General features: G+C 72.8%; 25 protein-coding genes, 1 pseudogene and 1 riboswitch. Of the genes and pseudogenes, 11 read left to right on the forward strand and 15 right to left on the reverse strand.

Annotated features, from left to right (window positions below; translation table 11 throughout):
• Positions 1 to 409 precede the first annotated feature (409 nt).
• The gene (locus tag ACZ5CW_RS29820; RefSeq protein ID WP_468606740.1) at positions 410 to 733 is read left to right on the forward strand and encodes a hypothetical protein; all 324 of its coding nucleotides are present in this window, start codon (positions 410 to 412) and stop codon (positions 731 to 733) included.
• A 70-nt stretch (positions 734 to 803) separates the two neighbouring features.
• Here ACZ5CW_RS29820 and ACZ5CW_RS29825 read toward each other — a convergent pair whose 3' ends face one another.
• The 11 genes from ACZ5CW_RS29825 to ACZ5CW_RS29875 all read right to left on the reverse strand — a co-directional run bounded on the left by ACZ5CW_RS29825 (position 804) and on the right by ACZ5CW_RS29875 (position 11,261).
• Positions 804 to 1,934 (reverse strand): LLM class flavin-dependent oxidoreductase, encoded by a 1,131-nt coding sequence (locus ACZ5CW_RS29825; RefSeq protein WP_468606742.1) that lies wholly within the window; start codon positions 1,932 to 1,934, stop codon positions 804 to 806.
• 12 nt (positions 1,935 to 1,946) lie between these two features.
• Positions 1,947 to 3,020, reverse strand: coding sequence for an LLM class flavin-dependent oxidoreductase (locus ACZ5CW_RS29830; protein ID WP_468606744.1), 1,074 nt, complete (start codon positions 3,018 to 3,020; stop codon positions 1,947 to 1,949).
• A complete protein-coding gene (locus tag ACZ5CW_RS29835) occupies positions 3,017 to 4,399 on the reverse strand; it encodes an NtaA/DmoA family FMN-dependent monooxygenase (protein WP_468606746.1) in 1,383 nt (460 codons plus the stop codon). The genes ACZ5CW_RS29830 and ACZ5CW_RS29835 overlap by 4 nt, the downstream gene beginning before the upstream one ends.
• A gap of 19 nt (positions 4,400 to 4,418) precedes the next feature.
• Positions 4,419 to 5,627: an LLM class flavin-dependent oxidoreductase gene (locus tag ACZ5CW_RS29840; RefSeq protein ID WP_468606748.1), complete on the reverse strand. Its 1,209-nt coding sequence runs from the start codon at positions 5,625 to 5,627 to the stop codon at positions 4,419 to 4,421.
• 123 nt (positions 5,628 to 5,750) lie between these two features.
• Positions 5,751 to 5,861, reverse strand: a complete 111-nt coding sequence (locus ACZ5CW_RS29845; protein ID WP_468606750.1) for a putative leader peptide — start codon at positions 5,859 to 5,861, stop codon at positions 5,751 to 5,753.
• Positions 5,862 to 5,929: 68 nt separating this feature from the next.
• The gene (locus ACZ5CW_RS29850; protein ID WP_468606752.1) at positions 5,930 to 6,676 is read right to left on the reverse strand and encodes a GNAT family N-acetyltransferase; all 747 of its coding nucleotides are present in this window, start codon (positions 6,674 to 6,676) and stop codon (positions 5,930 to 5,932) included.
• Between the two features lie 58 nt (positions 6,677 to 6,734).
• Entirely contained in the window at positions 6,735 to 7,754 is a 1,020-nt protein-coding gene (locus ACZ5CW_RS29855) for an ABC transporter substrate-binding protein (RefSeq protein WP_468606754.1), read from the reverse strand.
• A 94-nt stretch (positions 7,755 to 7,848) separates the two neighbouring features.
• Positions 7,849 to 8,640, reverse strand: a complete 792-nt coding sequence (locus tag ACZ5CW_RS29860; protein ID WP_468606756.1) for an amino acid ABC transporter ATP-binding protein — start codon at positions 8,638 to 8,640, stop codon at positions 7,849 to 7,851.
• Positions 8,637 to 9,617, reverse strand: coding sequence for an amino acid ABC transporter permease (locus ACZ5CW_RS29865; protein ID WP_468606758.1), 981 nt, complete (start codon positions 9,615 to 9,617; stop codon positions 8,637 to 8,639). Before ACZ5CW_RS29865 ends, ACZ5CW_RS29860 begins: the two co-directional genes overlap by 4 nt.
• 369 nt (positions 9,618 to 9,986) lie before the next feature.
• Positions 9,987 to 10,097, reverse strand: a riboswitch (SAM riboswitch).
• Between the two features lie 77 nt (positions 10,098 to 10,174).
• Positions 10,175 to 11,062: a glutathione S-transferase C-terminal domain-containing protein gene (locus tag ACZ5CW_RS29870; protein ID WP_468606760.1), complete on the reverse strand. Its 888-nt coding sequence runs from the start codon at positions 11,060 to 11,062 to the stop codon at positions 10,175 to 10,177.
• Between the two features lie 76 nt (positions 11,063 to 11,138).
• Positions 11,139 to 11,261 (reverse strand): putative leader peptide, encoded by a 123-nt coding sequence (locus ACZ5CW_RS29875; RefSeq protein WP_468606762.1) that lies wholly within the window; start codon positions 11,259 to 11,261, stop codon positions 11,139 to 11,141.
• Positions 11,262 to 11,493: 232 nt separating this feature from the next.
• Between ACZ5CW_RS29875 and ACZ5CW_RS29880 the strand changes: the two genes are divergently transcribed.
• The 7 genes from ACZ5CW_RS29880 (at position 11,494) to ACZ5CW_RS29910 (ending at position 18,697) form a co-directional block, all read left to right on the forward strand.
• Entirely contained in the window at positions 11,494 to 12,654 is a 1,161-nt protein-coding gene (locus ACZ5CW_RS29880; protein WP_468606764.1) for an NAD(P)/FAD-dependent oxidoreductase, read from the forward strand.
• Positions 12,651 to 12,953 carry a (2Fe-2S)-binding protein gene (locus ACZ5CW_RS29885; protein WP_468606766.1) on the forward strand — a complete coding sequence of 101 codons (303 nt, stop codon included), beginning with the start codon at positions 12,651 to 12,653 and terminating at the stop codon, positions 12,951 to 12,953. Before ACZ5CW_RS29880 ends, ACZ5CW_RS29885 begins: the two co-directional genes overlap by 4 nt.
• Positions 12,946 to 14,364 carry an FAD-dependent oxidoreductase gene (locus tag ACZ5CW_RS29890; protein WP_468606768.1) on the forward strand — a complete coding sequence of 473 codons (1,419 nt, stop codon included), beginning with the start codon at positions 12,946 to 12,948 and terminating at the stop codon, positions 14,362 to 14,364. Before ACZ5CW_RS29885 ends, ACZ5CW_RS29890 begins: the two co-directional genes overlap by 8 nt.
• An 88-nt stretch (positions 14,365 to 14,452) precedes the next feature.
• Complete coding sequence (locus ACZ5CW_RS29895) at positions 14,453 to 15,349, forward strand: dihydrodipicolinate synthase family protein (RefSeq protein WP_468606770.1); 897 nt, start codon at positions 14,453 to 14,455, stop codon at positions 15,347 to 15,349.
• Between the two features lie 15 nt (positions 15,350 to 15,364).
• A complete protein-coding gene (locus tag ACZ5CW_RS29900; RefSeq protein ID WP_468606772.1) occupies positions 15,365 to 16,366 on the forward strand; it encodes a proline racemase family protein in 1,002 nt (333 codons plus the stop codon).
• A gap of 12 nt (positions 16,367 to 16,378) precedes the next feature.
• Positions 16,379 to 17,074: a GntR family transcriptional regulator gene (locus tag ACZ5CW_RS29905; protein ID WP_468606774.1), complete on the forward strand. Its 696-nt coding sequence runs from the start codon at positions 16,379 to 16,381 to the stop codon at positions 17,072 to 17,074.
• A 210-nt stretch (positions 17,075 to 17,284) separates the two neighbouring features.
• On the forward strand, positions 17,285 to 18,697 hold the full coding sequence (locus tag ACZ5CW_RS29910; protein ID WP_468606776.1) for an amino acid permease: 1,413 nt from the start codon (positions 17,285 to 17,287) through the stop codon (positions 18,695 to 18,697).
• Positions 18,698 to 18,887: 190 nt separating this feature from the next.
• Here ACZ5CW_RS29910 and ACZ5CW_RS29915 read toward each other — a convergent pair whose 3' ends face one another.
• Both ACZ5CW_RS29915 and ACZ5CW_RS29920 read right to left on the reverse strand, forming a co-directional pair.
• Positions 18,888 to 20,153 carry an FAD-dependent monooxygenase gene (locus ACZ5CW_RS29915; protein ID WP_468606778.1) on the reverse strand — a complete coding sequence of 422 codons (1,266 nt, stop codon included), beginning with the start codon at positions 20,151 to 20,153 and terminating at the stop codon, positions 18,888 to 18,890.
• 18 nt (positions 20,154 to 20,171) lie between these two features.
• A complete protein-coding gene (locus tag ACZ5CW_RS29920) occupies positions 20,172 to 21,029 on the reverse strand; it encodes an alpha/beta fold hydrolase (protein ID WP_468606780.1) in 858 nt (285 codons plus the stop codon).
• Positions 21,030 to 21,107: 78 nt separating this feature from the next.
• Between ACZ5CW_RS29920 and ACZ5CW_RS29925 the strand changes: the two genes are divergently transcribed.
• Entirely contained in the window at positions 21,108 to 21,986 is an 879-nt protein-coding gene (locus ACZ5CW_RS29925) for an AraC family transcriptional regulator (RefSeq protein ID WP_468606782.1), read from the forward strand.
• 8 nt (positions 21,987 to 21,994) lie between these two features.
• Here the strand turns inward: ACZ5CW_RS29925 and ACZ5CW_RS29930 are convergent, their stop codons facing one another.
• A complete protein-coding gene (locus tag ACZ5CW_RS29930) occupies positions 21,995 to 23,206 on the reverse strand; it encodes an MFS transporter (RefSeq protein ID WP_468606784.1) in 1,212 nt (403 codons plus the stop codon).
• 47 nt (positions 23,207 to 23,253) lie between these two features.
• Between ACZ5CW_RS29930 and pdxR the strand changes: the two genes are divergently transcribed.
• Positions 23,254 to 24,678 (forward strand): MocR-like pyridoxine biosynthesis transcription factor PdxR, encoded by a 1,425-nt coding sequence (pdxR, locus tag ACZ5CW_RS29935; RefSeq protein ID WP_468606786.1) that lies wholly within the window; start codon positions 23,254 to 23,256, stop codon positions 24,676 to 24,678.
• Positions 24,679 to 24,834: 156 nt separating this feature from the next.
• Here pdxR and ACZ5CW_RS29940 read toward each other — a convergent pair.
• Positions 24,835 to 25,092 (reverse strand): annotated as a pseudogene (locus ACZ5CW_RS29940) (NADP oxidoreductase); the annotation flags it as partial.
• A gap of 321 nt (positions 25,093 to 25,413) precedes the next feature.
• Between ACZ5CW_RS29940 and ACZ5CW_RS29945 the strand changes: the two are divergent.
• Positions 25,414 to 26,094 carry a hypothetical protein gene (locus ACZ5CW_RS29945; RefSeq protein WP_468606788.1) on the forward strand — a complete coding sequence of 227 codons (681 nt, stop codon included), beginning with the start codon at positions 25,414 to 25,416 and terminating at the stop codon, positions 26,092 to 26,094.
• Positions 26,095 to 26,491 lie beyond the last annotated feature (397 nt).

The raw sequence follows: 26,491 nt of genomic DNA on the forward strand, positions 1-26,491 counted from the left end.
CGTGGGTGCGCGGGGGGAGAGGTTGCGGGGGGTGGGGGGCGGAGAGGAAAGACACAACACAACCTCCAGCAGGGGGGGACCGCCCAAAACAACGCCGGGGGGGGGGGGGGGGGGCCCCCCCCCCCCCCCCACACCGGTGCTCGTGGACGCGAACGCCGTATGGCCGGTGTTGCCGCGCGTGGACGCCGTCTTCCCGTCGTGCGCCCTCACCGCGCCCCTGGACCGCTCACCGAACGAGCCGGCGTAGCGCGACCGGCTGCGGACCGGCACGGCCGAACAGGCCCTCGCCCGCTCCGGCCTGGCCACGCATCCGGCCGGAGCGGCCGGGTACGTCGTCGGCTACGCGCCGGCCGGGGAACACCTCCGGCAGGGCCTGACCGTGATCGCCGGGTCGGCGAACCCGCCGGCCGTGACCCGCGACGCCTGGCACGACACAGGGGTCCGGGCGGGCGTCCCCGTGGCGGAGGTCGTCCGCTCGGACGCGGCGGAGCACGGGCGCCGGGTGGAGACCCGGACGTCGGGCATCTTCGGCCTGCCCCTGCCCGGCCGGCGTGAGGTGATGGGCCGAAAGTACGAGCCGTGGAACCGCGAGCACATCGTGATCGACATCGCGGGGCAGCCCTGGGACCGGTCACCGGACACCCTGATCGCGGCCGCCGCGCGGGCAGGGACCGCCCGACCGGGGGCCTGTCGGGCTTGCGCGACGGCGACGCGGCGGGCCGTGCCTCTGTGATCGGCCGCGGCAGGGCGGTGGGGCCCCGGCACACCGGATCGACTGCCGGGAGGGAGCCGGGGCCCCCAGGTCAGCGGCGCTGCCACTCCTTCGCCAGCAGCTCGTAGGAGCGGACCCGGTCCGCGTGGTCGTGGGTGATGGTCGTGATGAGCAACTCGTCCGCGCCCGTGGCCTCCTGGAGCTGTTCGAGCCGGTCGGCCACGCGGTGCGGCGAGCCGACGAACTGGGTGTCGACGCGGTCCTGGACCAGCGTCCGGTCCTCGTCGGTCCAGACGTGCGCCCGGGCCTCCTCGGGTGTCGGGTAGGCGATGGCCCCTTCCGCTGTGCGGATGCTGCGCACCCACGGGCCGTAGCCGGCGGCGAGTTCCCGCGCCGTCTCGTCGTCCTCGGCGACCACGACGTCGGCGGAGACGCTGACGTACGGCTTGTCGAGAAGGTCGGACGGCTGGAAGAACGCCCGGTAGCCGTCCACCGCCTCCAGCACGGTGCCGGGACTGACGTGGTAGTTGGCGGCGAACCGCAGGCCGCGTGCCCCCGCGACCTCGGCGCTCTGCCCGCCGCTGCTGCCCAGGATCCACACCTCCACCTCGGCTCCCTCACCGGGCACGGCGTGCGCCTCGATGCCTTCAGCGGATCGGTAGGTGCCGGCGAGGAGGGCGAGGATGTCGCCGATCTGCTCGGCGTAGTCCTGCGACTCGGCGTTCGGCAGCAGAAGCAGCTTGCGTTGCAGGGCGACGCGGGGCGAGCCGAGCAGGTGCCGGAAGGAGAAGCGGGGCGGGATGAGGAGGCCGTTCGGAGCCCGGCCGTCGACCACCGGGGTGGCCGTCGGTGGCGGTGCGGCGCCCGGTCCCGGCGGGGCGCCCCCGGAGCGGCCGAGGCCCAGGTCCAGACGGCCCGGGTGCAGCGCGTCGACCAGGCCGAACTCCTCCACCGTGGACAGCGCGGTGCGGTGCCCCAGCTGGACGGCCCCGGAGCCGAGCCGGATGGTGGAGGTGGCGGCGGCGGTCAGGGCCAGCACCACCGCGGGCGAGGTGCCGGCCACGCCCGGGTTGAGGTGGTGCTCGGCGAACCAGTAGCGGCTGTAGCCGAACTCCTCGGCCCGCTGCGCGAGGTCGATGGAGTTGCGCAGGGCCTCGGGCGCGCTCGAGCCGGACGAGATGGGCACCAGGTCGAGGACGCCGAGCGGTATGTCGGAGGGCATGGGCGGGACTCCTCAGCGGTCGGTGGGCCCGGGCAGGACCGGTGCCCAGGCGAACGGCGGGTCCGGGATGTCCTTGCGCAGCACGGGGGCGACCGCCGACTGGAACAGTTCCAGGGAGTCGCGGTGCCGTGTGCCGGGCAAACCGCTCGCGTCGGCCTGCACGTGCAGCACGGTGTGCCCGAACTGCTCGTGGTAGCGGTGCACCTTGTCGATGACCTGCTCGGGACTGCCGATCAGCGCCGAACTGCGCTCCACGAAGTCCTCCAGGGTCCCGAAGACCACCGGCAGTCCGGCCGTGCGCTGGAAGGCGAGGTTGCTCTCGAAGACCGGCCGGTAGGCGTCCACCGCCTCCTGCGAGGTCGGGGCGACGTACAGGCCCGCCGAGCCCGCGCCCACCGCGATCGCCGCCGGGTCGTGCCCGTAGTGCTCCCAGCGCTCCCGGTAGTGCCGGATCAGCTCCGCGTACGGCTCGATCGGGTTGGTGACGTTGGCCGAGAACAGCGGGTCGCCGTAACGGGCGGCCAGCTCCACGGACTCCTTGCTGGTGGCGCTGCCGTGCCAGACCCGCACCGGCTGCTGGTACGGCCGTGGCCAGACCTCGGCGTCCGTCAGCGGCGGCCGGAAACGGGTGTCGGCGCTCACCCTGTCCTGCCGCCAGAGCTGCCGGAACACCTCGTAGCTCTCGGCGTTGCGGTCCCACTGGTCCTCCGGGGTGACCTGGAACAGCTCCCGCTGGGCAGTGCCGTTGCCCTTGCCGATGATCAGGTCGAGGCGGCCCTCGGAGAGGTGGTCCAGGGTCGCGTAGTCCTCGTAGGCCCGGACCGGGTCGAGCAGGCTCAGTGTGGTGACGGCGGTGAAGAGCCGGATGCGCCGGGTGAGCGCCGCGATGTGGCTGAGCACCACGGTCGGCGAGGAGGAGAGGAACGGCCGCTCGTGCCGCTCCCCCACGCCGAACCCGTCGAAGCCCAGCTCCTCCGCCAGCACGGCGTTGTCCAGGACCTCGCGGAAGCGGTCGTGCGTCGGCTTCTTCACCCCCGTGACCGGGTCCGGCCGGTGCACGATCAGGCTGATCGCGAGGAACTTCACGACGCGGCCCGCCGGTCCGAGCCGCCGGCGTCCGCGTCGGGGTGGGCCAGACCGAGGTGGTCGCGCAGGGTCGTGCCCTCGTAGTCGGCGCGGAAGACGCCCTGCTCCTGCAGGAGCGGGACCACCTTGTCGGCGAAGGGGTCGAGGCCGCCGGGGGTGATGTGCGGGACGAGGATGAAGCCGTCGGAGGCGTCCGCCTGCACGAAGTCGTTGATGGTCCGCGCGACGGTGGCCGGGGAACCGATGAACGTCTGGCGGTTGCCGGTGTTGATGACCAGGTCGCGGATGGACCACTTGTTGGCCTCGGCGAGCTGCCGCCACTCGCGGGCGATGGCGATCGGGTCGCGGTACATGCGCACCTGGGCGCGGCCCCGGGAGATGTGCTCCTCGCTGACCACCGGGTCGACGTCGGGCAGCGGCCCCTCCGGGTCGTACGCCGACAGGTCCCGGTTCCAGACGAATTCCAGGTGCTTGATGGCGGTGGCACCGCTGACCTGCTGCCGGCGCACCTCGCGGGCCAGCTCGGCGGCCTCCTGGTCGGTGTCGCCGAGGACGAAGGTCGCGGCGGGCAGGATGAGCAGCTGGTCGGGGCGGCGGCCGTACTTGGCGAGGCGGGACTTGACGTCCGTGTAGAAGGCCTGGCCCTCCTTCAGCGTGGAGTACCGGCTGAAGATCGCGTCCGCGCCGGAGGCGGCGAACTCGCGGCCCTCGTCGGAGTCACCCGCCTGGAAGATCACCGGGCGGCCCTGCGGGGAGCGCGGGACGTTGAAGCGGCCGTGGATGTCGAAGTGCTGCCCCTGGTGGACGAAGGAACCGGCCCGGGCGTCCCGCAGGAAGGTGCCGGTGGCCTGGTCGGCGAGGATCTCGTCACCGTCCCAGGAGTCGAACAGCTCGTTCGCGGTGGCGAGGAACTCCTTGGCGCGGGAGTAGCGCTCGTCCTGCGGCAGGAAGCCGCCGCGGCGGAAGTTCTCCCCGGTGAAGGCGTCCCAGGAGGTGACCACGTTCCACGCGGACCGGCCGCCGGAGAGGTGGTCGAGGCTCGCGAACTGGCGGGCCACCTCGTACGGCTCGTTGAACGTGGAGTTGATGGTGCCGGTCAGCCCGAGCCGGTCGGTGACGGCGGCCAGCGCGGCCAGCACGGTGAAGGTGTCGGGGCGGCCGACGACGTCCAGGTCGTAGATACGGCCGCCCTGTTCGCGCAGGCGCAGGCCCTCGGCGAGGAACAGGAAGTCGAACTTGGCGCGTTCGGCGGTGCGGGCGAAGTGCGCGAAGGAGCTGAACTCGATGTGGCTGCCGGCGGCCGGGTCGCTCCACACGGTGGTGTTGTTGACGCCGGGGAAGTGGGCGGCCAGATGGATCTGCTTCAGGGGCTTGCTCATGGCGTTGCGTTCCTCCGGCTCAGGCGACGGCTGCGGCATAGCGGTTGGCGGGGCGGGCGAGGCCGAGGAGACCGCGGAGGGTGTCGGCTTCGTAGGCGTCCCGGAAGCGGTGGCGGCGCTGCAGTTCGGGCACCAGGTCCCGGCTGATGCGGGGCAGGTCGTGGCCGGCGACGGCGGGCCGCAACCGGAATCCGGTCAGCCCGCCTTCGGCCAACTCCTCCAGCAGGTCGGCCAGTTCGGCGGCGGTGCCGGTGAAGATCCGGGCGTCGCTGGTGTACGGCTCGCCCGCGAGCGCGTCGAGGCGGTCACGGCGGGCCTCCGCCTCGGCCCGGGTGTCGTCCAGGAAGACGACGAGGTCGCCGAAGACGTGCAGGGTCTGGTCGGCGCGGCCCGCGGCCTGCTGCTCGGCGCGGATCTCGGCGACGATCGCGCGGGCCTGCGCCACGTCGTGCGGGGTGACGTAGCCGATGTCGGCCTGACGGGCCACGAGCCGGTACGGGATCGTCTGGTGGGCGAGGGCGGTGACCAGCGGCTGGCCCTGCGGCGGGCGGGGCGTGATGGAGGGGCCCTTGACGTGGAAGAAGCGGCCCTCGAAGTCGATGTAGTGCAGCTTCTCCCGGTCGACGAAGCGGCCGGTCACCGCGTCCCGGATCTCGGCGTCGTCCTCCCAGCTGTCCCAGAGCCGGCGTACGGCCTCCACGTGGTCGGCGGCCTCGTCGAAGAGTTCGGTGACCAGTTCCTGGGCGGAGGGGCTGTCATAGGCGTCGATCAGGGGAATCGTGCGGCGGCCGAAGTGGTCGGCCTCGTTGGGCCGGGCGGTGATCTGCACGCGCAGGCCCGCGCGCCCGCTGCTGACGTAGTCGAGGGTGGCGATCGCCTTGGAGATGTGGAACGGCTCGGTGTGTGTGGCCACCACGGTCGGGACCACGCCTATGTGCCGGGTGAGCGGGGCGACGCGGGAGGCGACGAGGACCGCGTCCAGCCGGCCGCGGACCTGGTCGGTGCGCTCGTCGGGTTCCAGGAAGCGGGAGGACTGCGGGCCGAGGCCGTCCTCGATGGTGACGAAGTCGAGCAGGCCGCGTTCGGCCTCCGTGACCAGGTCGGTCCAGTATCCGGCGGTGAACAGCTCACGGGGGCGGGCGCCCGGCTCGCGCCAGGACGCGGGATGCCAGCCGGTGCCGTCCAGCGCGACGGCGAGGTGCAGGGCGGGAACGGGAGTTGAGGACACGTCGGTGCCTTCCTTGATGTCCGTACGTGAACACCGGCTCGCGCGGCAGGGCGTCGGCGCGGGGCGAGCGCGGCAGGAGGAGCCCCGTGCCGGGGCCAGGGGCCGGGGCACGGGGGGGGAACGTCAGTGGCGACAGAGCGCGGCGGACACGCGCTGGAGATCTATGTGCGGCCGGGAGTGCAGGCGGACGGAGCGGTACGGGTGCGGGACGCGCAGCGGGAGTACACGTGTCACGGCCGTCACCTCCGTCCGTCGGGCGCGGCGGGCCTGGTCGGCGACCGCCTCGCGGATCTCGTCAGGACTCACAACGCCCGTCCGGCGCTGGTTGTTCCCGGTGTGCGGACCTGGACGATCCGCGAGCGGCGGCGGAGGGTGAACCCGATCGACTCGTAGAGCCGGATCGCCCTCATGTTGTCCGCGGCGGCGTGCAGGAACGGGGTGTCCCCGCGGTCGCGGATGCCCGCGGCGACCGCCCGCACCAGCCGTGTGGCCAGTCCGCGGCCGCGGTGTCCTGGGTCGGTGCAGACGGCGCTGATCTCCGTCCACCCGGGCAGCCGCAGACGCTCCCCGGCGAGCGCGATCAGCCGCCCCTCGTACCGGATGCCGAGATAGGTGCCCATCTCCACGGTCCGTTTCAGGAACGGGCCGGGTCTGGTCCGGGCGACCAGGTCGAGGATCTCGGGGACGTCGGCGGGTCCCAGCCGTACCGCTTCCGCGGCGTGCTCGGCTCGCAGTCCGGTGTCGACGAGCTGGACGCCGGTTCCGCCACCGACGACCTCCCACCCGTCGGGGACCCGCTCGACGGGCTTGATCCGTACGGTGCGCCCCGGTCCGACGAGGGTGTGCAGGTCGGCCCAGGTGGCCGGGTCCGCCGGGTCGGCGACGGCGGCGAAGGCGTAGGTCTCGGGCAGGTAGCGGGCGGCACGGCCCACGCGTTCGGCGAGGTGGGCGTGCGGGCCGTCGAGAGCGGCCCAGACGGCGTTGTCGAGGACAGCCGTGTCGGACGGGGTCGGGGCTCCGCCTCCGCGGAGGTCGGTCGGTAGGGCCACGGAGGCGGAGTCCTTTCTCGACTCGTCCGGTGCGGTGCCGGTGGGCGGTGACGGTGGATCAGGAGTTGTCGAGCGGCAGCCCGGGCGGGTTGACCTCCGACTTGGCCACAGCCTCGTTGGAGAGGTTGTAGGCCGCCAGCCACTTGGCGTACTGCCCGTTCTTGATCAGGTGGTTGATGGCGTCCGCGAGCGGCCGTGCGAGCCCGCTGTCCTTCTTGGCCGTGGCGGCGATCAGCCCTTGCAGGGTCTCGCCGGCCCCGGAGAAGGTGCCCGCGCTGCGGGTCGGGTGGGGCGTGTTCGCGGTCTGCCGGGCGCGGTAGGCGACACCGGGGTTGGGTCCGAAGTAGGCGTCGATCTTGCCGCTGCTCAGCGCCAGGTTGACGGAGTTCTGGTCCGGGAAGTACTTGACGGTGAGTTTCTTGCCCTCCTGGGCGAGCTTGGCCTTCCACTCCAGGAGGATCTTCTCCTGGTTGGTGCCGGAGCCCACGGAGACCGTCTTGCCCGCGAGGTTCTCGTAGTCGTCGTCGAAGTTCCAGGTGCTCTTCTTCAGCACCTCGAAGGCGAGGTTGTCCTGCCGGTAGGAGGCGAACTCGTACTTCTTCTTGCGCTCCTCGGTATCGGTGACGTTGGAGAAGGCCACGTCGACCTTGCCGCTGTCGATGCCGACGAAGAGGTTCTCCCAGGTGAAGTTCCTGATCTCGGGCTCGAGGCCGAGGACGGCGGCCACCAGGCGGCCGAAGTCGGGCTCGGAGCCGGTGAGGGTCTTCTGGTCGCTGCCGACGTAGTTCAGCGGCGCGGACCCCGACGGCAGGGCTCCGATGCCGATGACGAGCTTGCCGCTCTTACGGATGGACTCGGGCAGTTCGGCGCTGATGGACTTCACCTCGGAGACCTTCAGGCCGGTCTCCTTGGCGGCTCCGTTGGACAGCTGCCCCACGGTGACCGTGCCGGTGGCCTCGGTCTTGGTGGCGGCCTCGCTGTCGCCCCCGCAGGCGGCGAGCCCGGTGGCAAGGGTGGCGACGGCGGTCGCCGCGGTGATGCCGCGTATCAGGCTGCGTCGAGAGATGTGGGTAGGCATGGCGTGGCTGTCCTTGTCTCGCTGTCGAGGGTGATGAGGGTGGTGCGGGAGGGTGCTGCCGTGGGGGGAGGTCATGGGTGCGCCGGCAAGCCGGTCAGAGCACCTTGGCGAGGAAGTCCCGGGTCCGTTCGTGCCGGGGCCTGTCCAGCACCTGGCCGGGCGGTCCCTGTTCGACGATCCGGCCGCCGTCGATGAAGACGACCCGGTCGGCGACCTCGCGGGCGAAGCCGATCTCGTGGGTGACGATGACGAGGGTGGTGCCGCTGGTCGCCAGGTCCTTGATGACGGCCAGCACCTCGCCGACGAGTTCGGGGTCGAGCGCCGAGGTCGGCTCGTCGAAGAGGATGACCCCGGGCCGCAGGGCGAGGGCGCGGGCGATGGCGACGCGCTGCTGCTGCCCGCCGGACAACTGCCGTGGGTAGGCGCCGGTCCGGTCGCCGAGGCCCACGCGTCCGAGCAGTTCGCGGGCCAGCTCCTCGGCCGCCGGCCTGGCCAGCCGGCCGGTGGCGACGGGCGCGGCGGCGACGTTGTCGAGGGCGGTCAGGTGCGGGAAGAGGTTGAAGTTCTGGAAGACGAAGCCGATCCGGCTGCGCTGGGCCAGGATGGTGCGCTCGCTGAGTTCCTTGAGGCGGTCCCCGTGGCGCCGCACGCCGATCAGTTCGCCGCCCACGCTGACGTGGCCGATCTCGGGCTTCTCCAGGTGGTTGACGACCCTGAGCAGCGTCGACTTGCCGGAGCCGGACGGTCCGAGGATCACGGTGACCTCGCCGGGGCGGATGGTCAGGTCGATGCCGTCGAGGACGCGGTGGGCGCCGTACCACTTGTGGACGTCGTGCACCTCGATCGCGGCGGGGGCGGCCTTCTCGCGGAGCTGGGCGCTGGTCATACGGCGGCCTCCCTGCGCAGCCGGGCCCGCAGGTCGGCCAGGCCGGCCCGGGCTCTGCGCAACGGTGTCGGCGGCAGGGTGCGGGTGGCGCCCCGGGCGTAGTGCCGCTCGACGTAGAACTGGACGACGGACACGGCGCTGGTCAGGATCAGGTACCAGACGGTGGCGACCAGCAGCAGCGGCACGACGTCACCGGGGTAGGTGTTGCCCATCGTCTGCACCGTGCCGAACAGGTCGAGCAGGGACACGTAGAACACCAGGGAGGTGCTCTTGACGAGGCCGATCAGCTGGTTGACGTAGTTCGGGGTGATGGACCTGAGGGCCTGCGGGAAGACGATCCTGCGGAACTGGTAGCCCTTGGGCAGGCCGAGCGCGGACGCCGCCTCGTGCTGCCCCTGGTCGACGGAGAGGAGACCGCCGCGGACCACCTCGGCCGCGTAGGCGGACTCGTTGAGGCTGAGGCCGACGACAGCGATGGCCATGTCGGTGGCGAGCTTGGACTCGTCGAAGCGGACGAAGGCGGGACCGAACGGCACACCCAGGCTCAGCGTCTGGTACAGGGCACTGAAGTTGTACAGGAAGATCAGCACCACGATCAGCGGTACGGAGCGGAACAGCCAGGTGTACGTCCAGCTGACCGCGCGCAGCACCGGGCTGCCCGAGAGCCGGCCGAGCGCCAGCACGATTCCGCCGGCCAGCCCCAGCACGGCGCTCAGGGCGGCCACTTCGAGGGTGACGACGAGGCCGTCGAGAACGGCCGGGCGCAGGAACCAGTAGCGGAAGCGGTCCCACTGGTAGAACGGGTTCGTGACCAGTCCGTGCAGGATCTGCGCGACGAGCACGAGGACGACGGCGGTGACGATCCACCGGCCGGGTCGGCGCAATGGCTGAACCCGTTGTGCGGTAAGGGGTTTTGACGGTACGTCGGGGGCGGGCGCCTCGGCTAGGGAGAGGGCGGCGCCTGGGGGTTCACTCATGGCGGGCTCCGGCGGAATCGGACACCCCGGGACGGCGGCGAGCGGGCGCGGGTCACGACGGCACTACGGCACGGGGCACTGCGGCACGAGGTGGCACACGGGAACGCGCGGAACCGGGAGCTGGGCGGACAACGGCACACCACACGGACGGTGTGCGTGACGGACGCGGGGGGCTGGGAAGCTTGCGTCAGCCCCGACAGCGGGCAGAGCCCGGTGCGGTACACAGTGCGCTGTTGACGCGGAGCAGATCGACGGCGCGGTTGGCGACGAGGAGCTGGGCGCGCGACGGTACGCAGCCCTGAGGGCGGCTCGCGGCCGTCCTGGGAGCTGCGTACATGGCGTCACCTGTCACTGTTCCGGCCCCGCGGGGCCTCGCGCTTACCGAAAACGTCGTCCGGTCCGGTCGTCACCTGGGGCACCCCACCGCGATGCGAGGGTTGCCGGTCAGCGAGCCAGGGCTTGGCGCTGACGCTCATGACCGTTCTGAGCCGTAAGTAAGGCAGTTGCCCGTTCGAATGTCAACGGCCGTCCGCGAAGTGGACGTACGGAGCCCGCTCTCACCTGCGGAAAGCGTCCGGTGCATCCCCCGCGTGGCCGACCCAGTCCAGGATCTGGACAGCTGCGCCGGCGGCCTCCAGACCCTGGCAACGGCCGTGGTGGCGGCGGGAGATGCCGTCCAGGTCGAGGTGGCGGCCGAAGGCGGGGTGGGCGGCCAGCCGGCGTGCGTAGGCCCACAGGGTGCGGTGGTCGGCGATCCGGTGTACGGCGGAGGCGTCGAGGTGACAGCGGTGGACGGTGTCGAGCTGCACCAGGGTCACCCACAGCTCGATGTCGGCGGCGGTGAGCCGGTCGCCGACGAGGTACTCCTCACCGGTCAGCCGCCGCTCCAGCCGGCCGAGGGTGTCGAGCAGGACGTCGAGGGCGGCGGCCTGCTCGGCGGGGTCGGCACCGGCACGTCCGGCGCGCTGGGCGGCCTCCTCGATGCCGTCGGCGCACATCCGCTCGACGGCCTCGATCACCGACTCCGTTCCGCACGGATACAGCGAGGCCCGCGCGTCATGCGGAAAGCGGTCCAGGTCGCGCAGGATGTCGGGGGCGTGAGTGCTGACGATGCGTCCGGACCAGTCGTCGCTGAGGACGGGCGCGAGGGCCGGACCGGTGTAGTGGTGGACGCTTGCCTCGTACAGCGGGCGCAGCGCGGCGTGACCGCCGCCGGGACAGTCCGGGACTGCGGGCAGGACGGTGACCGGACAACTGCCCTCCAGGCCGAGCAGGTGGTGCCCGACGGCGAGACGCAGCCCGTCGGGACAGGCGGTCGAGAGATGGAGCCGGTACCGGTGGGGCACGGCGTAGTGGCCGCTGCGCGCGTCCCGGCCGATCCGCCCCCGGAAGAGGGGGGCGGACCGGCGCAGGTGCGAGGCGGTGGCGAGCGGACTGACGGACATGCGTCTCCCCTGTTCGTGGGCGTGCGGACGGGCGCGACGGCAGGCGCCGTCCTTCGATGAGAGCGAGGGAACGGGCTCAGGGCCGGCCGCTGATCGCGCTGCAGACACGCAGCAGGTCGATATGGCGCCGGGAGGTCAGGAGGGGCGCGGTGAACGGCGTCCGGCTCGCTCGGCCGGTGACCGTTTCGAGGCGCGCCATGATTCCCTACCTGTTCACTAGGATTCCCTCCTTGGAGTGTCGATCCGGCTTCGTACGACGTCAAGGGGGCGTCCACGCCTAGGACTCCGGGCGGGTGACTAGACGGGCGACCGGGCGAGGGCCGTACGGGCCGACCGGGGCGGGCCGGACGGGCGACCGGGGCGGGCCGGAACGGGCGAGGCGGTGTGCTCGGGGTCTCCTCAGAGCCAGCGACATGTGACATAGTACTGACGTGGCGAAGCGACTGACCTGCGATGTCGTGGTCGTCGGAGCCGGAATGGTGGGCGCGGCGTGCGCACTGTACGCCGCGCGGGCCGGCCTCGACGTGCGGGTGGTGGACCGGGGACCGGTGGCCGGCGGCACCACCGGCGCGGGCGAGGGCAACCTGCTCGTCTCCGACAAGGAACCGGGACCCGAACTCGAACTTGCCCTGCTGTCGGCCCGGTTGTGGGCGGACCTGGCCGGGGATGCGGGCGCGGCGATCGAGTACGAGCCCAAGGGCGGCCTCGTGGTCGCCTCGACGTCCGCCGCCCTGGCCGCGCTGGCGGACTTCGCCGTGGGGCAGCGGGCCGCCGGCGTCACCGCCACCGCGGTCGGCGGAGACGCACTCCGAGAACTGGAACCGCACTTGGCTCCTGGCATGGCGGGCGGCATGCACTATCCGCAGGACGCCCAGGTGATGCCCGCGCTCGCCGCGGCACAACTGCTCCGCGCCTCCGGGGCCCGCCTGCACACCGGCCGTACGGTGACGGGGGTGCTGCGGAGGGCGGACGGGACGGTGTGCGGCGTCCGCACCGACCGGGGCGACCTCCACGCGCCGGCCGTGGTGAACGCGGCCGGTACCTGGGGCGGCGACCTCGCCGCACTCGCGGGCGTCCGGCTGCCGGTGCTCCCACGGCGCGGCTTCGTGCTGGTCACCGAGCCACTGCCCCGGATGGTCCGGCACAAGGTGTACGCCGCGGACTACGTGGCCGACGTGGCGAGCGACTCCGCCGCCCTGCGCACCTCGCCGGTCGTCGAGGGCACGGCCGCCGGACCGGTGCTGATCGGCGCCTCCCGCGAGCGGGTGGGGTTCGACCGCTCGTTGTCGCTTCCGGCGGTACGGGCGCTCGCCGCGGGGGCGATCGGCTTGTTCCCCTTCCTGGAGCGGGTCCAGGCGCTGCGGACGTACGCGGGCTTCCGGCCGTATCTGCCCGACCACCTCCCGGCGATCGGCCCCGACCCCCGGGTGCCCGGACTGTTCCACGCCTGCGGGCACGAGGGAGCGGGCATCGGACTCGCCACCGGCACCGGACAGTTGATCGCGCAGACGCTCAGCGGGAAGGCGGCGGAGCTGGATCTCACGCCGTTCCGGCCGGAGCGGTTCGACACCGACGGAGGCGACACGCCGTGAATCCCAGGGAGTTGGTCCGGGCCCGGCCGGGCGAGACGTTCACCGTCACCTTCGACGGCCGGACCGTGGCGGCCCTGCCCGGCCAGACGGTGGCGGCGGCACTGTGGGCCGCGGGCGTGACGGCCTGGCGCAGCACCCGTGGCGCGGGCCGGCCCCGCGGGGTCTTCTGCGGGATCGGGGTGTGCTTCGACTGCCTCGTGACCGTCAACGACCGCCCGAACCAACGGGCTTGCCTGGTGCCGGTACAGCCGGGAGACGCGATCCGCACACAGGAGGGTACGGGACGGGACGATGACTGAACGACCCCACCTCGCCGTCATCGGCGCGGGCCCCGCAGGACTCGCCGGAGCCCTGGCGGCAGCCGCACGAGGCGTCCACGTCACCCTCGTCGACGCGGCCGGCCAGGCGGGCGGACAGTTCTACCGGCAGCCCGCCCCGGCCCTCGGCGCACGCCGGCCGCAGGCCCTGCACCACCAGTGGCGCACCTGGGAGCGATTGCGGGACGGACTCGCCCGGCACCGCACCGCGGGGCGGATCAGTCACCTGACGGATCATCATGTCTGGTGCGTCCAAGGGGAATCGGACACGCCGCGACGGGACTCGGGCACGGGCTCCCTCTCCGTGTACGCGCTGCACGGCTCCGCACAGGAGGAGGGCGTCACCGTCCGCGCCGACGCGGTTCTGCTCGCCACCGGCGGTTACGAGCGCATCCTGCCCTTCCCGGGCTGGACGCTCCCCGGGGTCGTCACGGCGGGCGGCGCGCAGGCCATGCTCAAGGGCGGACTGGTGCTGCCCGGCCGGACGGCCGTCGTCGCCGGAACCGGCCCGTTGCTGCTGCCCGTGGCCACCGGGCTCGCCGCGGCCGGCCCCCGGGTGGCCGCGCTGGTCGAGTCCGCCGGCCCCCGGGCGGTACTGCGCCGGGCGCCTGCCCTGGCCGCCCAGCCGGACAAGCTCGCCGAGGGTGCCGGGTACGCGGCCCGGCTGCTGCGCCACGGCGTACGCGCCCTGCCCCGGCACGTCGTCGTCGAGGCACACGGCACCGACCGGCTGGAGGCGGTCACCGTGGCCGCACTCGGCCGGGACGGGCGGACCGTACCCGGCAGTGCCCGCCGCATCCCCTGCGACACCCTGGCCGTGGGTCACGGCCTGCTGCCGCACACCGACCTCGCCGAGACCCTCGGCTGCACCCTGTCCGGCACCGCCGTACGGGTCGACGACGAGCAGCGTACGGATGTCCCCGGCGTCTGGGCCGCCGGGGAGACCACCGGCGTCGGCGGTGCGGCCCTCGCCCTCGCCGAGGGTCACATCGCCGGACACTCGATCGCCGCCCGCCTGCGCGGCACCGCCCCCGACCCGCGCCGCTGGTCCGCCGCCGCTCGGGCCAGGACGCGGCTGCGCCGCTTCTCCGCGGCGCTCGACGCGGTCTGCGCACCGCCTGCGGGCTGGACCGCCACGGTCACGGACGACACGGTGGTGTGCCGCTGCGAAGAGGTCACCGCCGGGGAGGTCCGTACGGCCGCGGACACGCTCGGCGCCACGGACCTGCGCTCCGTGAAGCTGCTCACCCGGGCCGGGATGGGCTGGTGCCAGGGCCGGATGTGCGCACCTGCCGTGGCCGGGCTGACCGGCTGCCCGCTCACCCCGGGACGCCGCCCGTTCGCCCGGCCGGTACCGCTCGGCGTGCTGGCCGCGCTGCCCGACCCGGACTGACCCGGCCTGACCCGGACCGGGTCCGCACCCGCGGGCCGGACCGCACCTCCCAGTGATATGTCACACCCTATTGAATGAGGGATCACCCATGACCCATCCGCAGCACCGCCCCTGGCGCGGCATCCTGGTCGCCACCGCGCTTCCCCTCCGCGACGACCTCTCGATCGACTACGACCGCTACGCCGAGCACTGCGCCTGGCTGGTCGAAAACGGGTGCGACGGCGTCGTGCCGAACGGCTCGCTCGGCGAGTACCAGGTGCTCACCCCCGAGGAGCGCGCACGGGTGGTGGAGACCGCCGTGGCCGCGATCGGGGGCGAGCGGGTGATGCCGGGCGTCGCCGCGTACGGCTCCGCCGAGGCGCGCCGCTGGGCCGAGCGGGCGGGCGAGGCCGGCTGCGCGTCGGTGATGCTGCTGCCGCCCAACGCCTACCGCGCCGACGAGCGGTCCGTCCTCGGCCATTACGCGGAGGTCGCGCGGGCGGGCCTGCCGGTGGTGGCGTACAACAACCCGATCGACACCAAGGTCGACCTGGTGCCCGAACTCCTCGCCCGGCTGCACGGCGAGGGTCACATCCACGGCGTCAAGGAGTTCTCCGGTGACGTCCGACGCGCCTACCGGATCGCCGAACTCGCCCCGGAACTGGACCTGCTGATCGGTGCCGACGACGTCCTGCTGGAGCTGGCCGTGGCCGGCGCCAAGGGCTGGGTGGCCGGATATCCCAACGCGCTCCCCCGGGCCTCGGCCGAGCTGTACCGTGCCGCCGTGGCCGGGGACCTCACCACCGCGCTCCCCCTCTACCGGCAGCTGCACCCGCTGCTGCGCTGGGACTCACAGGTGGAGTTCGTGCAGGCGATCAAACTGTCCATGGACGTCGTCGGGCGCCACGGCGGCCCGGTGCGCCCGCCGCGCGTCCCGCTGCCGCCCGAGCGGGCGGCCGCCGTCCGCGCGGCCACCGAGAAGGCCGTTGCCGCAGGACTCGTCTGACAGGGAGGCCGGACCATGCGCAGCAAGCTCGTCCTGCACGCCGTCGACTCGCACACCGAGGGCATGCCGACCCGCGTGATCACCGGCGGGATCGGCACCGTACCCGGTGCGACGATGAACGAGCGACGGCTGTACTTCCGTGAACACCACGACGCCGTCAAGCGGTTGCTGATGAACGAGCCGCGCGGCCACGCCGCGATGAGCGGCGCGATCCTGCAGCCGCCGAGCCGCCCCGACTGCGACTGGGGGGTCATCTTCATCGAGGTCTCCGGCTATCTGCCGATGTGCGGGCACGGCACGATCGGGGTCGCCACCGTGCTGGTCGAGACCGGCATGGTGGAGGTCGTGGAGCCGGTGACCACCCTGCGGCTCGACACCCCGGCGGGGGTGGTGGTCGCCGAGGTGGCGGTGGAGAACGGTGCCGCGCGGAACGTGACGCTGAGGAACGTCCCGTCGTTCGCCGTCGCCCTGGACCGCAAGATCACCCTCCCCGACGGCCGCACGGTCACCTACGATCTCGCCTACGGCGGCAACTTCTACGCGATCCTCCCGCTGGACGCCTTCGGGCTGCCCTTCGAACGCTCCCGCAAGGACGACATCCTCGCGGCCGGACTGTCCCTGATGAGCGCGATCAACGCGGAGTCGGAGCCGGTGCATCCCGAGGACCCGTCCATCCGGGGCTGTCACCACGTCCACCTCTACGCACCCGGCGCCACCGCCCGGCACTCCCGGCACGCGATGGTCATCCACCCGGGATGGTTCGACCGCTCCCCGTGCGGCACGGGTACGAGCGCGCGCATGGCGCAACTGCACGCGCGCGGCGAACTTCCGTTGCACACCGAGTTCGTGAACGAGTCCTTCATCGGCACCCACTTCACCGGACGGCTGCTGGGCACGACGGAGGTCGGCGGGGTCCCGGCGGTGCTGCCCAGCTTCACGGGCCGCGCATGGATCACGGGGACCGCGCAGTACCTGCTGGATCCCACCGACCCTTTCCCGGAGGGGTTCGTCCTCTAGACTCGCCCGGTGATGCGTGACATGGCACAGAACACGCCGGCCCCGGACATGCCCGCGCTCCCCCGGCTGGGCGGCCGGCGGAGCAGCTACCGCGAGCGGGTGGCCGACGCGCTGCGCGCCGCGCTGATCGCGGGCGAGCTGCGGCCCGGCGAGGTCTACTCGGCGCCCTCGCTCGCCACCCGCTTCGGCGTCTCGGCGACGCCGGTGCGGGAGGCGATGCTGGACCTGGCCAAGGAGGGACTGGTCGACACGGTGCCCAACAAGGGCTTCCGGGTCACCGCCGTCTCCGACCAGCAGCTGGACGAGTACACGCACATCCGCGCGCTCGTCGAGATCCCCACCGTGGTCGAGCTGGCCCGCACCGCCGACCGTGTCTCGCTGGAGGCGCTGCGCCCGGCGGCCCGCGAGATCGTCACCGCCGCGGTGGCGGGCGACCTCATCGCCTACGTCGAGGCCGACACCCGCTTCCATCTCGGCCTGCTGGCCCTGGCGGGCAACGCCCACCTCGTCGAGGTCGTCGCCGACCTGCGCAAACGCTCCCGTCTCTATGGCCTCACCGCACTGGTCGAGGCGGGCCGGCTGCTGTCCTCCGCCCAGGAGCACCTGGAACTCCTCGACGCGCTGCTGGAGCGCGACGAGCAGGGCGTGCGCGAGATCATGACCCGGCATCTCGGGCACGTCCGCAGCCTGTGGGCGTCCGCCGACTGAGCGGGCCGCCCCCACGCCACGCCCGCGCCACACACCCCGCGGACGGCCGGACATCTCACGGCGGGAAGGCCACCGCGCCACACTTCTTGCGCGATCCGGCGGGCCTTACGGGACAAGAACCGGCGATTTTGAGCCAGATCGGAGCATCCCCGACCATGGGCGCGTCCCGGTGATCCCGGGAACGTCAGTTCCATGAGAGGCGCACCACCCATGCACAGCACCGGAACCGTCCCGCAGTCGGCTCCGGCCCCCTCGGAGGCCCCCCCGGTTCCCGTCGAGGACCCCCACGGCGACACCGGCAGGCACGCCCGCCGGTTCGGCCTGCCCGTGGCCACCGCCCTGGTCATGGGCAACATCATCGGCGGCGGCATCTTCCTGCTCCCCGCCTCGATCGCCCCCTACGGCACGGTCAGCCTGGTCGCCTTCGCCGTCCTGACCGTCGGCGCCGTCGCCCTGGCCCTGGTCTTCGGCCGGCTCGCCGCGCGGGACCCGCGCACCGGCGGTCCGTACGTCTACGCCCGCGAGGCCTTCGGTGACTTCGCCGGCTTCCTCGCGGCCTGGGCGTACTGGATCACCACCTGGGTGTCCAACGCGGCGCTCGCCGTCGCCGCCGTCGGCTACCTGGACGTGCTGATCCCGGTGCAGGGCCACGCGTGGACCGCGTGCCTGGCCGCGCTCGCCCTGCAGTGGCTGCCCGCGCTCGCCAACTTCGCCGGCACCCGCTACGTGGGTGCCGTGCAGCTGGTGTCCACGGTGCTGAAGTTCGTCCCGCTGCTGCTCGTCGCGGTGGGCGGCCTGTTCTTCTTCGACCCGTCCCGGCTGGGGCCGTTCAACTCCAGCGGCCAAAGCGCGGTCGGCGCGGTGTCCGCATCCGCGGCCCTGCTGCTCTTCTCCTACCTCGGTGTGGAGTCCGCCGCCGTCAGCGCGGGCGAGGTCAGGAACGCCCGCCGCAACGTGGGGCGCGCCACCGTCATCGGCACCGCGGGCGCCGCGCTGGTCTACCTGCTGGGCACGCTGTCCGTCTTCGGCACCGTCGCGCACGACCGGCTGGTCACCTCCACCGCGCCGTTCTCGGACGCCGTGAACGCGATGTTCGGCGGCAGCTGGGGCGGTACGGCGGTGGCGCTCGCCGCGCTGGTGTCGATGACCGGCTGCCTCAACGGCTGGACGCTGCTGAGCGCCCAGACCCCGTACGCCGCGGCGAAGGACGGCCTGTTCCCGGCCGCGTTCGCGCGCCGCCGCCGGGGCGTGCCGACGGTCGGCGTCGGTGTGACGGTCGTTCTCGCCTCCCTGCTCACCGCGTACAACTACCTGTCGGGCTCGGGGAAGGTCTTCGAGGTCCTGGTCCTCGTCACCACGTTCACCGCGACCGTGCCGTACCTGCTGGCCACCGCGGCACAGATCTTCCACCTCGTCTCCGGCCGCGGCCCGGTCGACCGGGGGCGGCTGGTGCGGGACTCGGTGATCACCGCGGTGGCGGCCGCCTTCTCCGTCTGGCTGATGGCGGGCGCCGGTTACGCGGCGGTCTACCAGGGCGTGCTGTTCCTGTTCGTCGGGATCATCGTGTACGCGGTGCTGGCCGCGCGGCGCCAGCGACGCGAGGCGGCGACGGGGCAGGCCTGACCGGGGGGCGCGGGGGCCGCTCGCCCCTCGGGCCGGTCGCCGCAACGGCCCTCGCCCTCCGACTGAACCGGTCGGGACGGCAGGATGTGAACCTGAACCTGCGCCCCCTTGGCCCTCGAACGTGGCGGCCCGGCTCATGCGGCGGCCCGGCTCCTGTTCGGCCAGGCCGGCAGCAGGCGGCGAGCACGCGTCACTCCGTCGCGATGCCGCCTCCGGGGTCGTCCGCGAGGCCGCCCCGACCCGCTGGCGCGGCGGGCGACGGCGGGTAGTCGTCGACGGTCACGGAGTTGTAGAGGCGTGCGCTCTTGGTGGTGAGGCGGAGGAGGGCACGGCCGGGGCCTGCCGGCAGGGCGGAGATCAGGCGGGCGCCCTGGGCCAGTCCCCGCACGCCGAGGCGGGAGGAGGGGATCAGGGTTCTTGCCGCGCTCAGCGCGACCGCCCGGCTGCCGTGTACGTGCTCCGCCATCACGCGCTCGTAGGCGGGGAAGGCGCGCTCGTGGTCGCCGCCCGCCCGTGCCAGCTCTCCGGCAAGGACGTACGCGCCGACGACGGCCAGGGTGGTGCTGCCGCCGACGGCCGGACCGGGACAGTAGCCCGCGTCGCCGACGAGCGTCACCCTCCCCCGCGACCAGGTGTCCATGTGGAGCTGGGTGATCGAGTCGAAGTAGAACGCCGGGGTGCGGTCGAGTTCGTCCAGCCAGCGGTCCACATCGGCATGCATGCCGGCGAACGCACCGCGTAGCAGCTCCTTCTGCCGGGGCACCTCGCGGTGGTGGTGGTCGGGTTCGTGCTCGCTCCGGAACAGGAACAACGCCCGCGCGTCGCCGAGGTGCCGCGCGCCGTACACGCCGGTGGTACGGCCGACACCGACGTGGATGAGAAGCTCGCCGTCGAGGTCGGAGACGTTCGGCAGGGTCAGAACGCCGAGGTAGGCCCCGGTGAAGGCGCTGAACCGGGACTCCTCGCCGAAGACGAGGCGGCGCACGTTGGAGTGCAGGCCGTCCGCGCCTATGACGAGGTCGAAGCGGCGCGGCGCGGCGTTCTCGAACCGCACCTCGGCGTCGGGCGAGATCTCGGTGATCGAGTCGCCGAAGACGTACTCGACGTCGTCGCGTGTGGCGTCCTGGTAGATCTCCCTCAGGTCGTCGCGCATGATCTCGGCGTGCCGGTCGGAGGTGGCGTTGAAGATCTTGGAGAGGTCCGCCCGGACCGGACGCCGTGAGCTTTCCCGGCAGACGGTCATACGGGTCGTGCCGGTGGCCCGCGCCTCGATACGCGGGAGCACACCCATCTTCTCCGAGATGTTCATCGCGGGCCGGAACAGGTCGACCGCGTGGCCGCCGGTCCTGCGCAGCGCCGGCGCGCGCTCGACGACGGTCACGGAGAAGCCGTGCCGGGTGAGCCAGTAGGCCAGGACCGGACCGGCGATGCCGGCGCCGGAGACGAGAATCCGCATGGCACCCCTCCCCTTCATTCAGGCCACCCGTACGGCGTGGGCCGCGGTGAAGGCCAGCAGGGGGGTGGCGGTCCGCGGCGGATCCTCGAGCAGGGGTGAGTGACCGAGACCGGGCAGCAACTCGACCTTCGCGCCCGGAACGGCGCGGTAGTCGGCAGCGGATGAGGATCGCCATCGGCGGTCGTCCTCGCCGAAGAGAACCAGGAGTGGCTTGCCCAGGACCGCCAGCCGGTCCGGCAGCGCCCGCTGCTCCATGTAGGAGCGCGTGGCCGACATCGTCGCGATGAACGTGTGGTACGTCATGCCGCGCACGTCGTCCAGGAGTTCTTCGGGGATCTGGTATCCCGCGCGGCTGACACCGGTGCTCGCGAACCGGCGGAGCTGCTCGTCGGTCGGCGGCCACCGCGAGGGGTCGATCGCGGCGAACTCCGGTGCGATGAAGGCGTCCAGGCGGGGGCCGGTGTTGACGAGCGCGAGCGCGGTCACCAGGTCGGGCCGCTGTTCGGCGAGGGCGGTGGCGACCACTCCCCCGCTGGAATGACCGACGACCACGGCGTGCTCGATGCCGAGCCGGCCCAACGCCGCGCCGGCCCGGCGTGCCTGGTCCGGGATCGCGTAGCTGCTCTCGTCCGGTTTGGCCGACCGGCCGTGCCCGAGCAGGTCGATCCGGATGACGCGGTGAGATCCGGTCAGCAGCGGAACCATCGGGTTCCACGACCGGGTCGAGGATGCGGAGCCGTGGATGAGCAGGAGTGCGGGGGCGTCGCGGGGGCCGTCCTGGCGCACGTGGATGTCGCCGTCGTCCAGCGACAGGGTCGAACTCCCGGTGGCCTCAGCGCCGCCGCTCACGGGCGAATCACCGTCAGAAACATTCATGAGCCCAATGTCTCCGCCGGCAGGCGCCGGTGGATTGGACGAATGTTCCCCTCCGCGGGCTCGCCGTAGCATGGGACGATGCAGACGTTCGCGCACGGTGCGGCCATGTGGGGCGTCGAGTGCCCGCGGCGGCCCAGTCGGGTGACCGGTGTCACCATGGCCGGGTTCCGTGTGCGTGACCTGGACGCGCTCCGGATCGTCCCGCACCCCGCCGTGACGCTGCTCCTGGAGTTCGGCGCCGGTTCGCCCGTCCTTGACTGTGCCCCAGGGCAGCAGCAGCGGGGAAGCATCGCCGCCGGCCCCGGGCTCGGGTCCGGCGGCGCGGTCCGGGCGCGGGGAGAGAACCTCGAATGCGTGCAAGTGCGCCTGTCCCCGGTGATCGCACGCGCGGTTCTGGGCGCCTCCCCCGCCGACCTCGACGGCGCCGTCGTGTCCCTGGGCGACCTGTGGGGCCGGGAGGCGTCCCGGATCCGCGAGCAACTGGCCGGTGTCTCGTCGTGGCAGGAGCGCTTCGCGCTGACGGACGCGCTGCTCGCCCGCCGGCACGGGGCGGGGCCGCTGGTCGACCCGGAGGTGGCCTGGGCCTGGCACCGGATCGTCGTCAGCCGTGGCCTGACCCGGGTCGACGGACTCGCGGCCGAGGTCGGATGGAGCCGTAGGCGGCTGTGGTCCCGCTTCCGGTCGCAGCTCGGCCTGCCGCCCAAGCGCGCCGTGAAGCTGGTCCGCTTCGACCATGCGGCCCACCTCCTGGTCGCGGGTGAAGCCGCGGCCCGCGTCGCGGCCGACACCGGCTACGCCGACCAGTCCCACCTGCACCGGGACGTCATGGCGCTCACCGGGGCAACCCCCGCGACCGTGGCCGGCGAGCCGTTCCTCGCCGTCGACGGCATCGCATGGCCCGGCCGCGGGACAACCGCCGTGCCCAACCCCTCCAGGCAGCTCCGACCCGGTCGCTGATGGAGACGTCACCGCTGGAAGGGCCCCTCGCCCGCCGCAGCCCGCTCGGCAGTACGGCGGTCGGTCAGGGCAGGTTTGAGGGCGCAGAGCATGACGGCGCCCGTGAGGGCGAAGGCCCAGGGATAGCCGGTGCCTGCCGCGAGCCAGCCGAACGTGGCGGCGCCTGCGCCCATACCCGCGTCGTAGGCGCCGTTCCACAACGCGCTGACGGTGCCGTACCCGGCGGCCGGAACGCGCGCGTACATCAGTGTCGACGTGGCGTTCTGGGCGATCCCGAAGCCGGCGCCGAACAGGCCGACCCCGATGACGACGGCCACCGGACTGCCCGTCAGCGCCATCAGCAGTGCGCCGAGGGCTGACAGCAGCAGGCCGGGGAGCAGCAGTACGGCGGAACCGTGCCGGTCGGAGTACCGGCCGGCGAGCCAACGGGCCGGCGTGGCCGCTGCGGGCTGGACGAACAGTGCCACGGCGACCAGACCGGTGGCCGACGCGGGAACGGCGAGCGGCAGGAAGGTGACGACGATCCCGGCGCCCACGGCCGTGACCGCGAAGACCCCGGCGGGACGCAGCAGTTCGGGTCTGCGCAGTCCCTCCGTCATGCCGACGGGCCGCCCGGAGATACGCAGCCGGTCCGGCATGCCGGGCACCGTCGGGACGGCGGCGAGCGCGGCCACGGCCCCGGCGATGAAGATCGCATCGTGGCCCAGGTGTGCGGCCAGCCACACGCCCAGCGGCAGTGCCACCAGCGAGGGCACGCCGCCGACGACACCGACCAGCGCCAAGCCCTCGCCGCGCCGCTCGGCCGGGATGAGCGCCGCCGTCAACGCACCGCCCGCGACCACCGTGAACGCGAAACCCACGCCGCGCAGCAAGCAGACCACGACGATGCACCACAGGTTCCGGGAGAAGGTCAGCGCCAGCGCCGGCGCGCCCAGCAGCCCCAGGCCGACGGCCAGGACGACACGGTAGCCGTAGCGGTTGACCAGGGCGGGGGTGGCGAACTCGCCCACCACCGTGGCCAGCATCAGCGTGCCGGTGGCCAGCCCTGCCTGCCCGCCGCCCCCGCCGCCGCTCGCGGCGTAGACGGGGACGGTCGACAACAGGAGGTAGAAGCTGGTCGAGGCACCCAGGATCGACACGAAGCGCAACAGCAACGGTGGGGTCACCAGCGGCGGACGCGACGCGGGATCAGCGGGAATCGAATCGAGCATGTCGGTCATGACAGGACGCTAAGGGCCCCACCGGCCCCCGGGTAAGCTCCAGTTCCATGCCTCTGGAGTGGTCCAGTTCCTCGCCCGATCTGCTGCTGGCCGTCGACCGGACCAACGGCCGCCCGCTGCGCGCGCAGCTGGAACACGGCCTTCGGGACGCCATCCGAACCGGCCGCCTGGAGGTCGGCGAACGGCTTCCCTCCTCCCGGGAACTCGCCCGTGCGCTCGGCCTTTCCCGTGGCCTGGTGCAGGAGTGCTACGCCCAACTCCTCGCCGAGGGCTACCTGGTGACCCGTCCCGGCTCGGCAACCAGGGTGGCAGCCGGTGCGACGGCGCCGTCCATGACCGCCCGGCCGCGGACCGTCGCTCGCCCTCGGGTGGCCGACTTCCGGTGGGGGGTACCGGACTTGGGTTCCTTCCCGGTCCAGGACTGGTTGTGGGCCTTGCGGGAGGCCGCACGTGGCATGCCCACCGAGGAGTTCGACTACGGCGACCCGCGCGGCGCCGGGGCCTTGCGCGAGGTGCTGGCCGGCTACTTGCGCCGGGTGCGCGCCGCCGCGGCCGACCCCGAGCACATCGTCGTCTGCAACGGCTACGCCCAGGGCCTGGGCCTCGCCCTGCGCGCCCTCGCGGACGCCGGCGTGCAGGCGGTGGCCTTCGAGGACCCCGGCTCACCCGCCACCGTGACCGCGGCCGCTGCCGCGGCGCGCATGCGGGCCGTCGCCGTACCGGTCGACGAGCACGGCATCGACGTCCGTGCGCTGGCTGCCACGGGAGCCCGGGCCGTACTGGTCACCCCCGCCCACCAGTGGCCGACCGGCGTCGCCCTGGCCCCGGAACGCCGGCTCGCCCTGATCGAGTGGGCCAGGGACCGCGACGCCTTCATCATCGAGGACGACTACGACGCCGAGTTCCGCTACGACCGCGAACCCGTCGGTGCGCTCCAGGGCCTGGAACCGCACCGGGTCATCGGGCTGGGCACCGTCAGCAAGTCCCTCGCTCCGGCGTTGCGCATCGGATGGATGATCTGCCCACCCGATCTGGCCGAACCCCTCGCCGAGCAGAAACACCGCAGCGACCGCTGCGCGCCCGCACTCGATCAGCACGCCCTGGCCAGACTGATCGAGTGCGGGCGCTTCGACCGCCACCTGCGCCGCATGCGCGCCACCTACGCGGCCCGCCGCGCCGCCCTGCTCGCCGCACTCGCCGAACACGCCCCCGCAGTGCCGGTCACCGGCCTCGCGGCTGGCTTCCACGCGGTCGCCCACCTGCCCGCCCATGCCGACGAACACGACGTCATCGCCGCCGCCCGCACCCGCGCGGTGGGTCTCTACGGCATGAGCACCTGCCGCGCCTCGCACGCCGACACGCCGGCACAACTCGTCCTGGGCTTCGGCAACGTCGGCGAACGAGGCATCACAGCGGGCATCGCCGCCATCGGCGATCTGCTCATCGGGCGGCCGAAAGACACCAGCCTGTGACCCGCACGAACCGCGCCGACCGGCCGCGCACCACCGGCTCCCGCCGGCGGGAGGCACGGCCAGGCGCGCCTGAGGATCCTCCCCCACCGCAGAAGGACCGGACGGGCCCCGCCCTCCCGGCAGGAGGAGGACGCCGCCGCACACCGACCGGTCCGTTCAGGCGCCCGGCCCGTCCCCTCCGGAACCCGTCGCGAACGCGAGGGGCGGAGCGATCGCCTGGGCGTCCGCGCCCTCCCCGACCCACAGCCCGATGAAGAGCGCGGCCGTCGCCTCCAGGAGGCCCGCCCGGTCGAGGCCGCCGCCGGCCACCGGTGCACGGCCCGTGTCCCGGACCAGCTCCTGCGCGAGGGCGAGCGCCGACGCGTCGTCGCCGCAGAGCGGGACGGCGAGCGGGCGCCCGTCGCAAACCGGCGGTGGTGGGGCGGATCCACGAAGTCCTCGGGCCGCTCGCAGCGAAGCATCCCCGATCGAGCCGTTGAAGCACACCCCGACAGAAGACCCGTACCGCCGTGCGCTCGGCCGGCCAAGCCCGCCCAGGCGTCCTGCCCCACCTCCGCGACGACGCCGCGCGTCTTCTGTCTCTGTCTCCCGTCACATGATCCGCGTCCCGTGACGGCATTGTCCGAAGTCCGTGACACAGGATGTTCCGGTGGTGCGGCGCGAGCTGAGACGTTGTTACGGTCCGACCGGAGTGCGGCCCGCACGGCCGCCTGTGAACAGGGGGGACGTCCCGACATGAATGCTCATCGCCTCAGACCCGCCGCCATCGCGCTCGCCGCCGCGGCGCTGGCCGCGGTGCTCGCCGGTTGCCAGGGGGACGATTCCGCCGCTGGAGCCGAGGGCTCGCCGAGCGCCGCCGCCACGGCGAACCAGACGTCCGGCACGTCCGGCGGCGGCAAGGGCGGGGCCACGGGGGGCACCGGAGGGGCGGGAGGCACGGGTTCCACGGCGACCACGTCGCCGGGTGCGGCCGGTGCCGGAACGCCCGCGGCGAAGCCGGCCTCCAAGGCCCCCGGCTCGGTCAAGACCACGGCACCGGCCACCGGCTGTGCCGACAAGGCGCCGGACCCGGACCATGTCGACCCCGACGAGATCGCCGTCTACCGAGTCGAGGAACTGCCCGCCGGCACCGGGAAGGTGAACCTCGTCATTCAGCACGGGGCGTGGGGATGCCCTGCCGAGGACTCCGACGGAAGGTCGTTCGTCGTCACCGGCGAGGACAGCCGCTGGGCCCTCGACCAGGCCGCGTACGTCACCGCCACCAGTCCCGTCGTCGCCGGCAGCAAGAACCAGCGCATCGGCGTGCAGGAGCTGATCGACTGGATCAAGGCGCACCCCGACTCCGGCCTGGTGTTCAAGTACACGACCGGCGACGACGGCGCCATCCACAGCCTGGAGCAGATCTACACGCCGTAGCCACCGGACCGGCCGCCACGGGCACGAAGGGATGTCTCGTTCGAGGGACACCGGGCGCGGGTTCCCGACCGTCTCCGGACGCGGGGTCGGGGACTACGACGATCAAGGGGCCGTTCCGGATCTCTCCGAAACGGCCCCTGAACCGCGACTTTCACAAGTCGGGACGACAGGATCAGGGCGCTGTGCTCCGGGGTCGGAGCCCGGGTGTGTGACACATCGGTGACACGGTCACCTCGGCAGAGGCCGCCACGGGTCACCAGACGCTCCAGGAAGCGCGCGTCACGCCGGGTTGATGATCTTGCCGATGCGTCCACGGTGCAGTGTCTGCCGTTGGAGGGGTGCTGCTCGCTGCACAGTCGTGTCTATCTGCAATCAGGTGGCGGCACAGCCACATTGG

The sequence above is a fragment of the Streptomyces sp. NPDC031379 genome (assembly GCF_055569615.1).

Bases quoted from the DNA above. Each gene is read 5' to 3' on its own strand.
- ACZ5CW_RS29825 (WP_468606742.1), bottom strand. From the start codon at position 1,934: ATGCCCTCCGACATACCGCTCGGCGTCCTCGACCTGGTGCCCATCTCG.
- ACZ5CW_RS29835 (WP_468606746.1), bottom strand. From the start codon at position 4,399: ATGAGCAAGCCCCTGAAGCAGATCCATCTGGCCGCCCACTTCCCCGGC.
- ACZ5CW_RS29855 (WP_468606754.1), bottom strand. From the start codon at position 7,754: ATGCCTACCCACATCTCTCGACGCAGCCTGATACGCGGCATCACCGCG.
- ACZ5CW_RS29860 (WP_468606756.1), bottom strand. From the start codon at position 8,640: ATGACCAGCGCCCAGCTCCGCGAGAAGGCCGCCCCCGCCGCGATCGAG.
- ACZ5CW_RS29865 (WP_468606758.1), bottom strand. From the start codon at position 9,617: ATGAGTGAACCCCCAGGCGCCGCCCTCTCCCTAGCCGAGGCGCCCGCC.
- ACZ5CW_RS29870 (WP_468606760.1), bottom strand. From the start codon at position 11,062: ATGTCCGTCAGTCCGCTCGCCACCGCCTCGCACCTGCGCCGGTCCGCC.
- ACZ5CW_RS29875 (WP_468606762.1), bottom strand. From the start codon at position 11,261: ATGGCGCGCCTCGAAACGGTCACCGGCCGAGCGAGCCGGACGCCGTTC.
- ACZ5CW_RS29890 (WP_468606768.1), top strand. From the start codon at position 12,946: ATGACTGAACGACCCCACCTCGCCGTCATCGGCGCGGGCCCCGCAGGA.
- ACZ5CW_RS29895 (WP_468606770.1), top strand. From the start codon at position 14,453: ATGACCCATCCGCAGCACCGCCCCTGGCGCGGCATCCTGGTCGCCACC.
- ACZ5CW_RS29900 (WP_468606772.1), top strand. From the start codon at position 15,365: ATGCGCAGCAAGCTCGTCCTGCACGCCGTCGACTCGCACACCGAGGGC.
- ACZ5CW_RS29905 (WP_468606774.1), top strand. From the start codon at position 16,379: ATGCGTGACATGGCACAGAACACGCCGGCCCCGGACATGCCCGCGCTC.
- ACZ5CW_RS29910 (WP_468606776.1), top strand. From the start codon at position 17,285: ATGCACAGCACCGGAACCGTCCCGCAGTCGGCTCCGGCCCCCTCGGAG.
- ACZ5CW_RS29915 (WP_468606778.1), bottom strand. From the start codon at position 20,153: ATGCGGATTCTCGTCTCCGGCGCCGGCATCGCCGGTCCGGTCCTGGCC.
- ACZ5CW_RS29920 (WP_468606780.1), bottom strand. From the start codon at position 21,029: ATGAATGTTTCTGACGGTGATTCGCCCGTGAGCGGCGGCGCTGAGGCC.
- ACZ5CW_RS29925 (WP_468606782.1), top strand. From the start codon at position 21,108: ATGCAGACGTTCGCGCACGGTGCGGCCATGTGGGGCGTCGAGTGCCCG.
- ACZ5CW_RS29930 (WP_468606784.1), bottom strand. From the start codon at position 23,206: ATGACCGACATGCTCGATTCGATTCCCGCTGATCCCGCGTCGCGTCCG.
- pdxR (WP_468606786.1), top strand. From the start codon at position 23,254: ATGCCTCTGGAGTGGTCCAGTTCCTCGCCCGATCTGCTGCTGGCCGTC.
- ACZ5CW_RS29945 (WP_468606788.1), top strand. From the start codon at position 25,414: ATGAATGCTCATCGCCTCAGACCCGCCGCCATCGCGCTCGCCGCCGCG.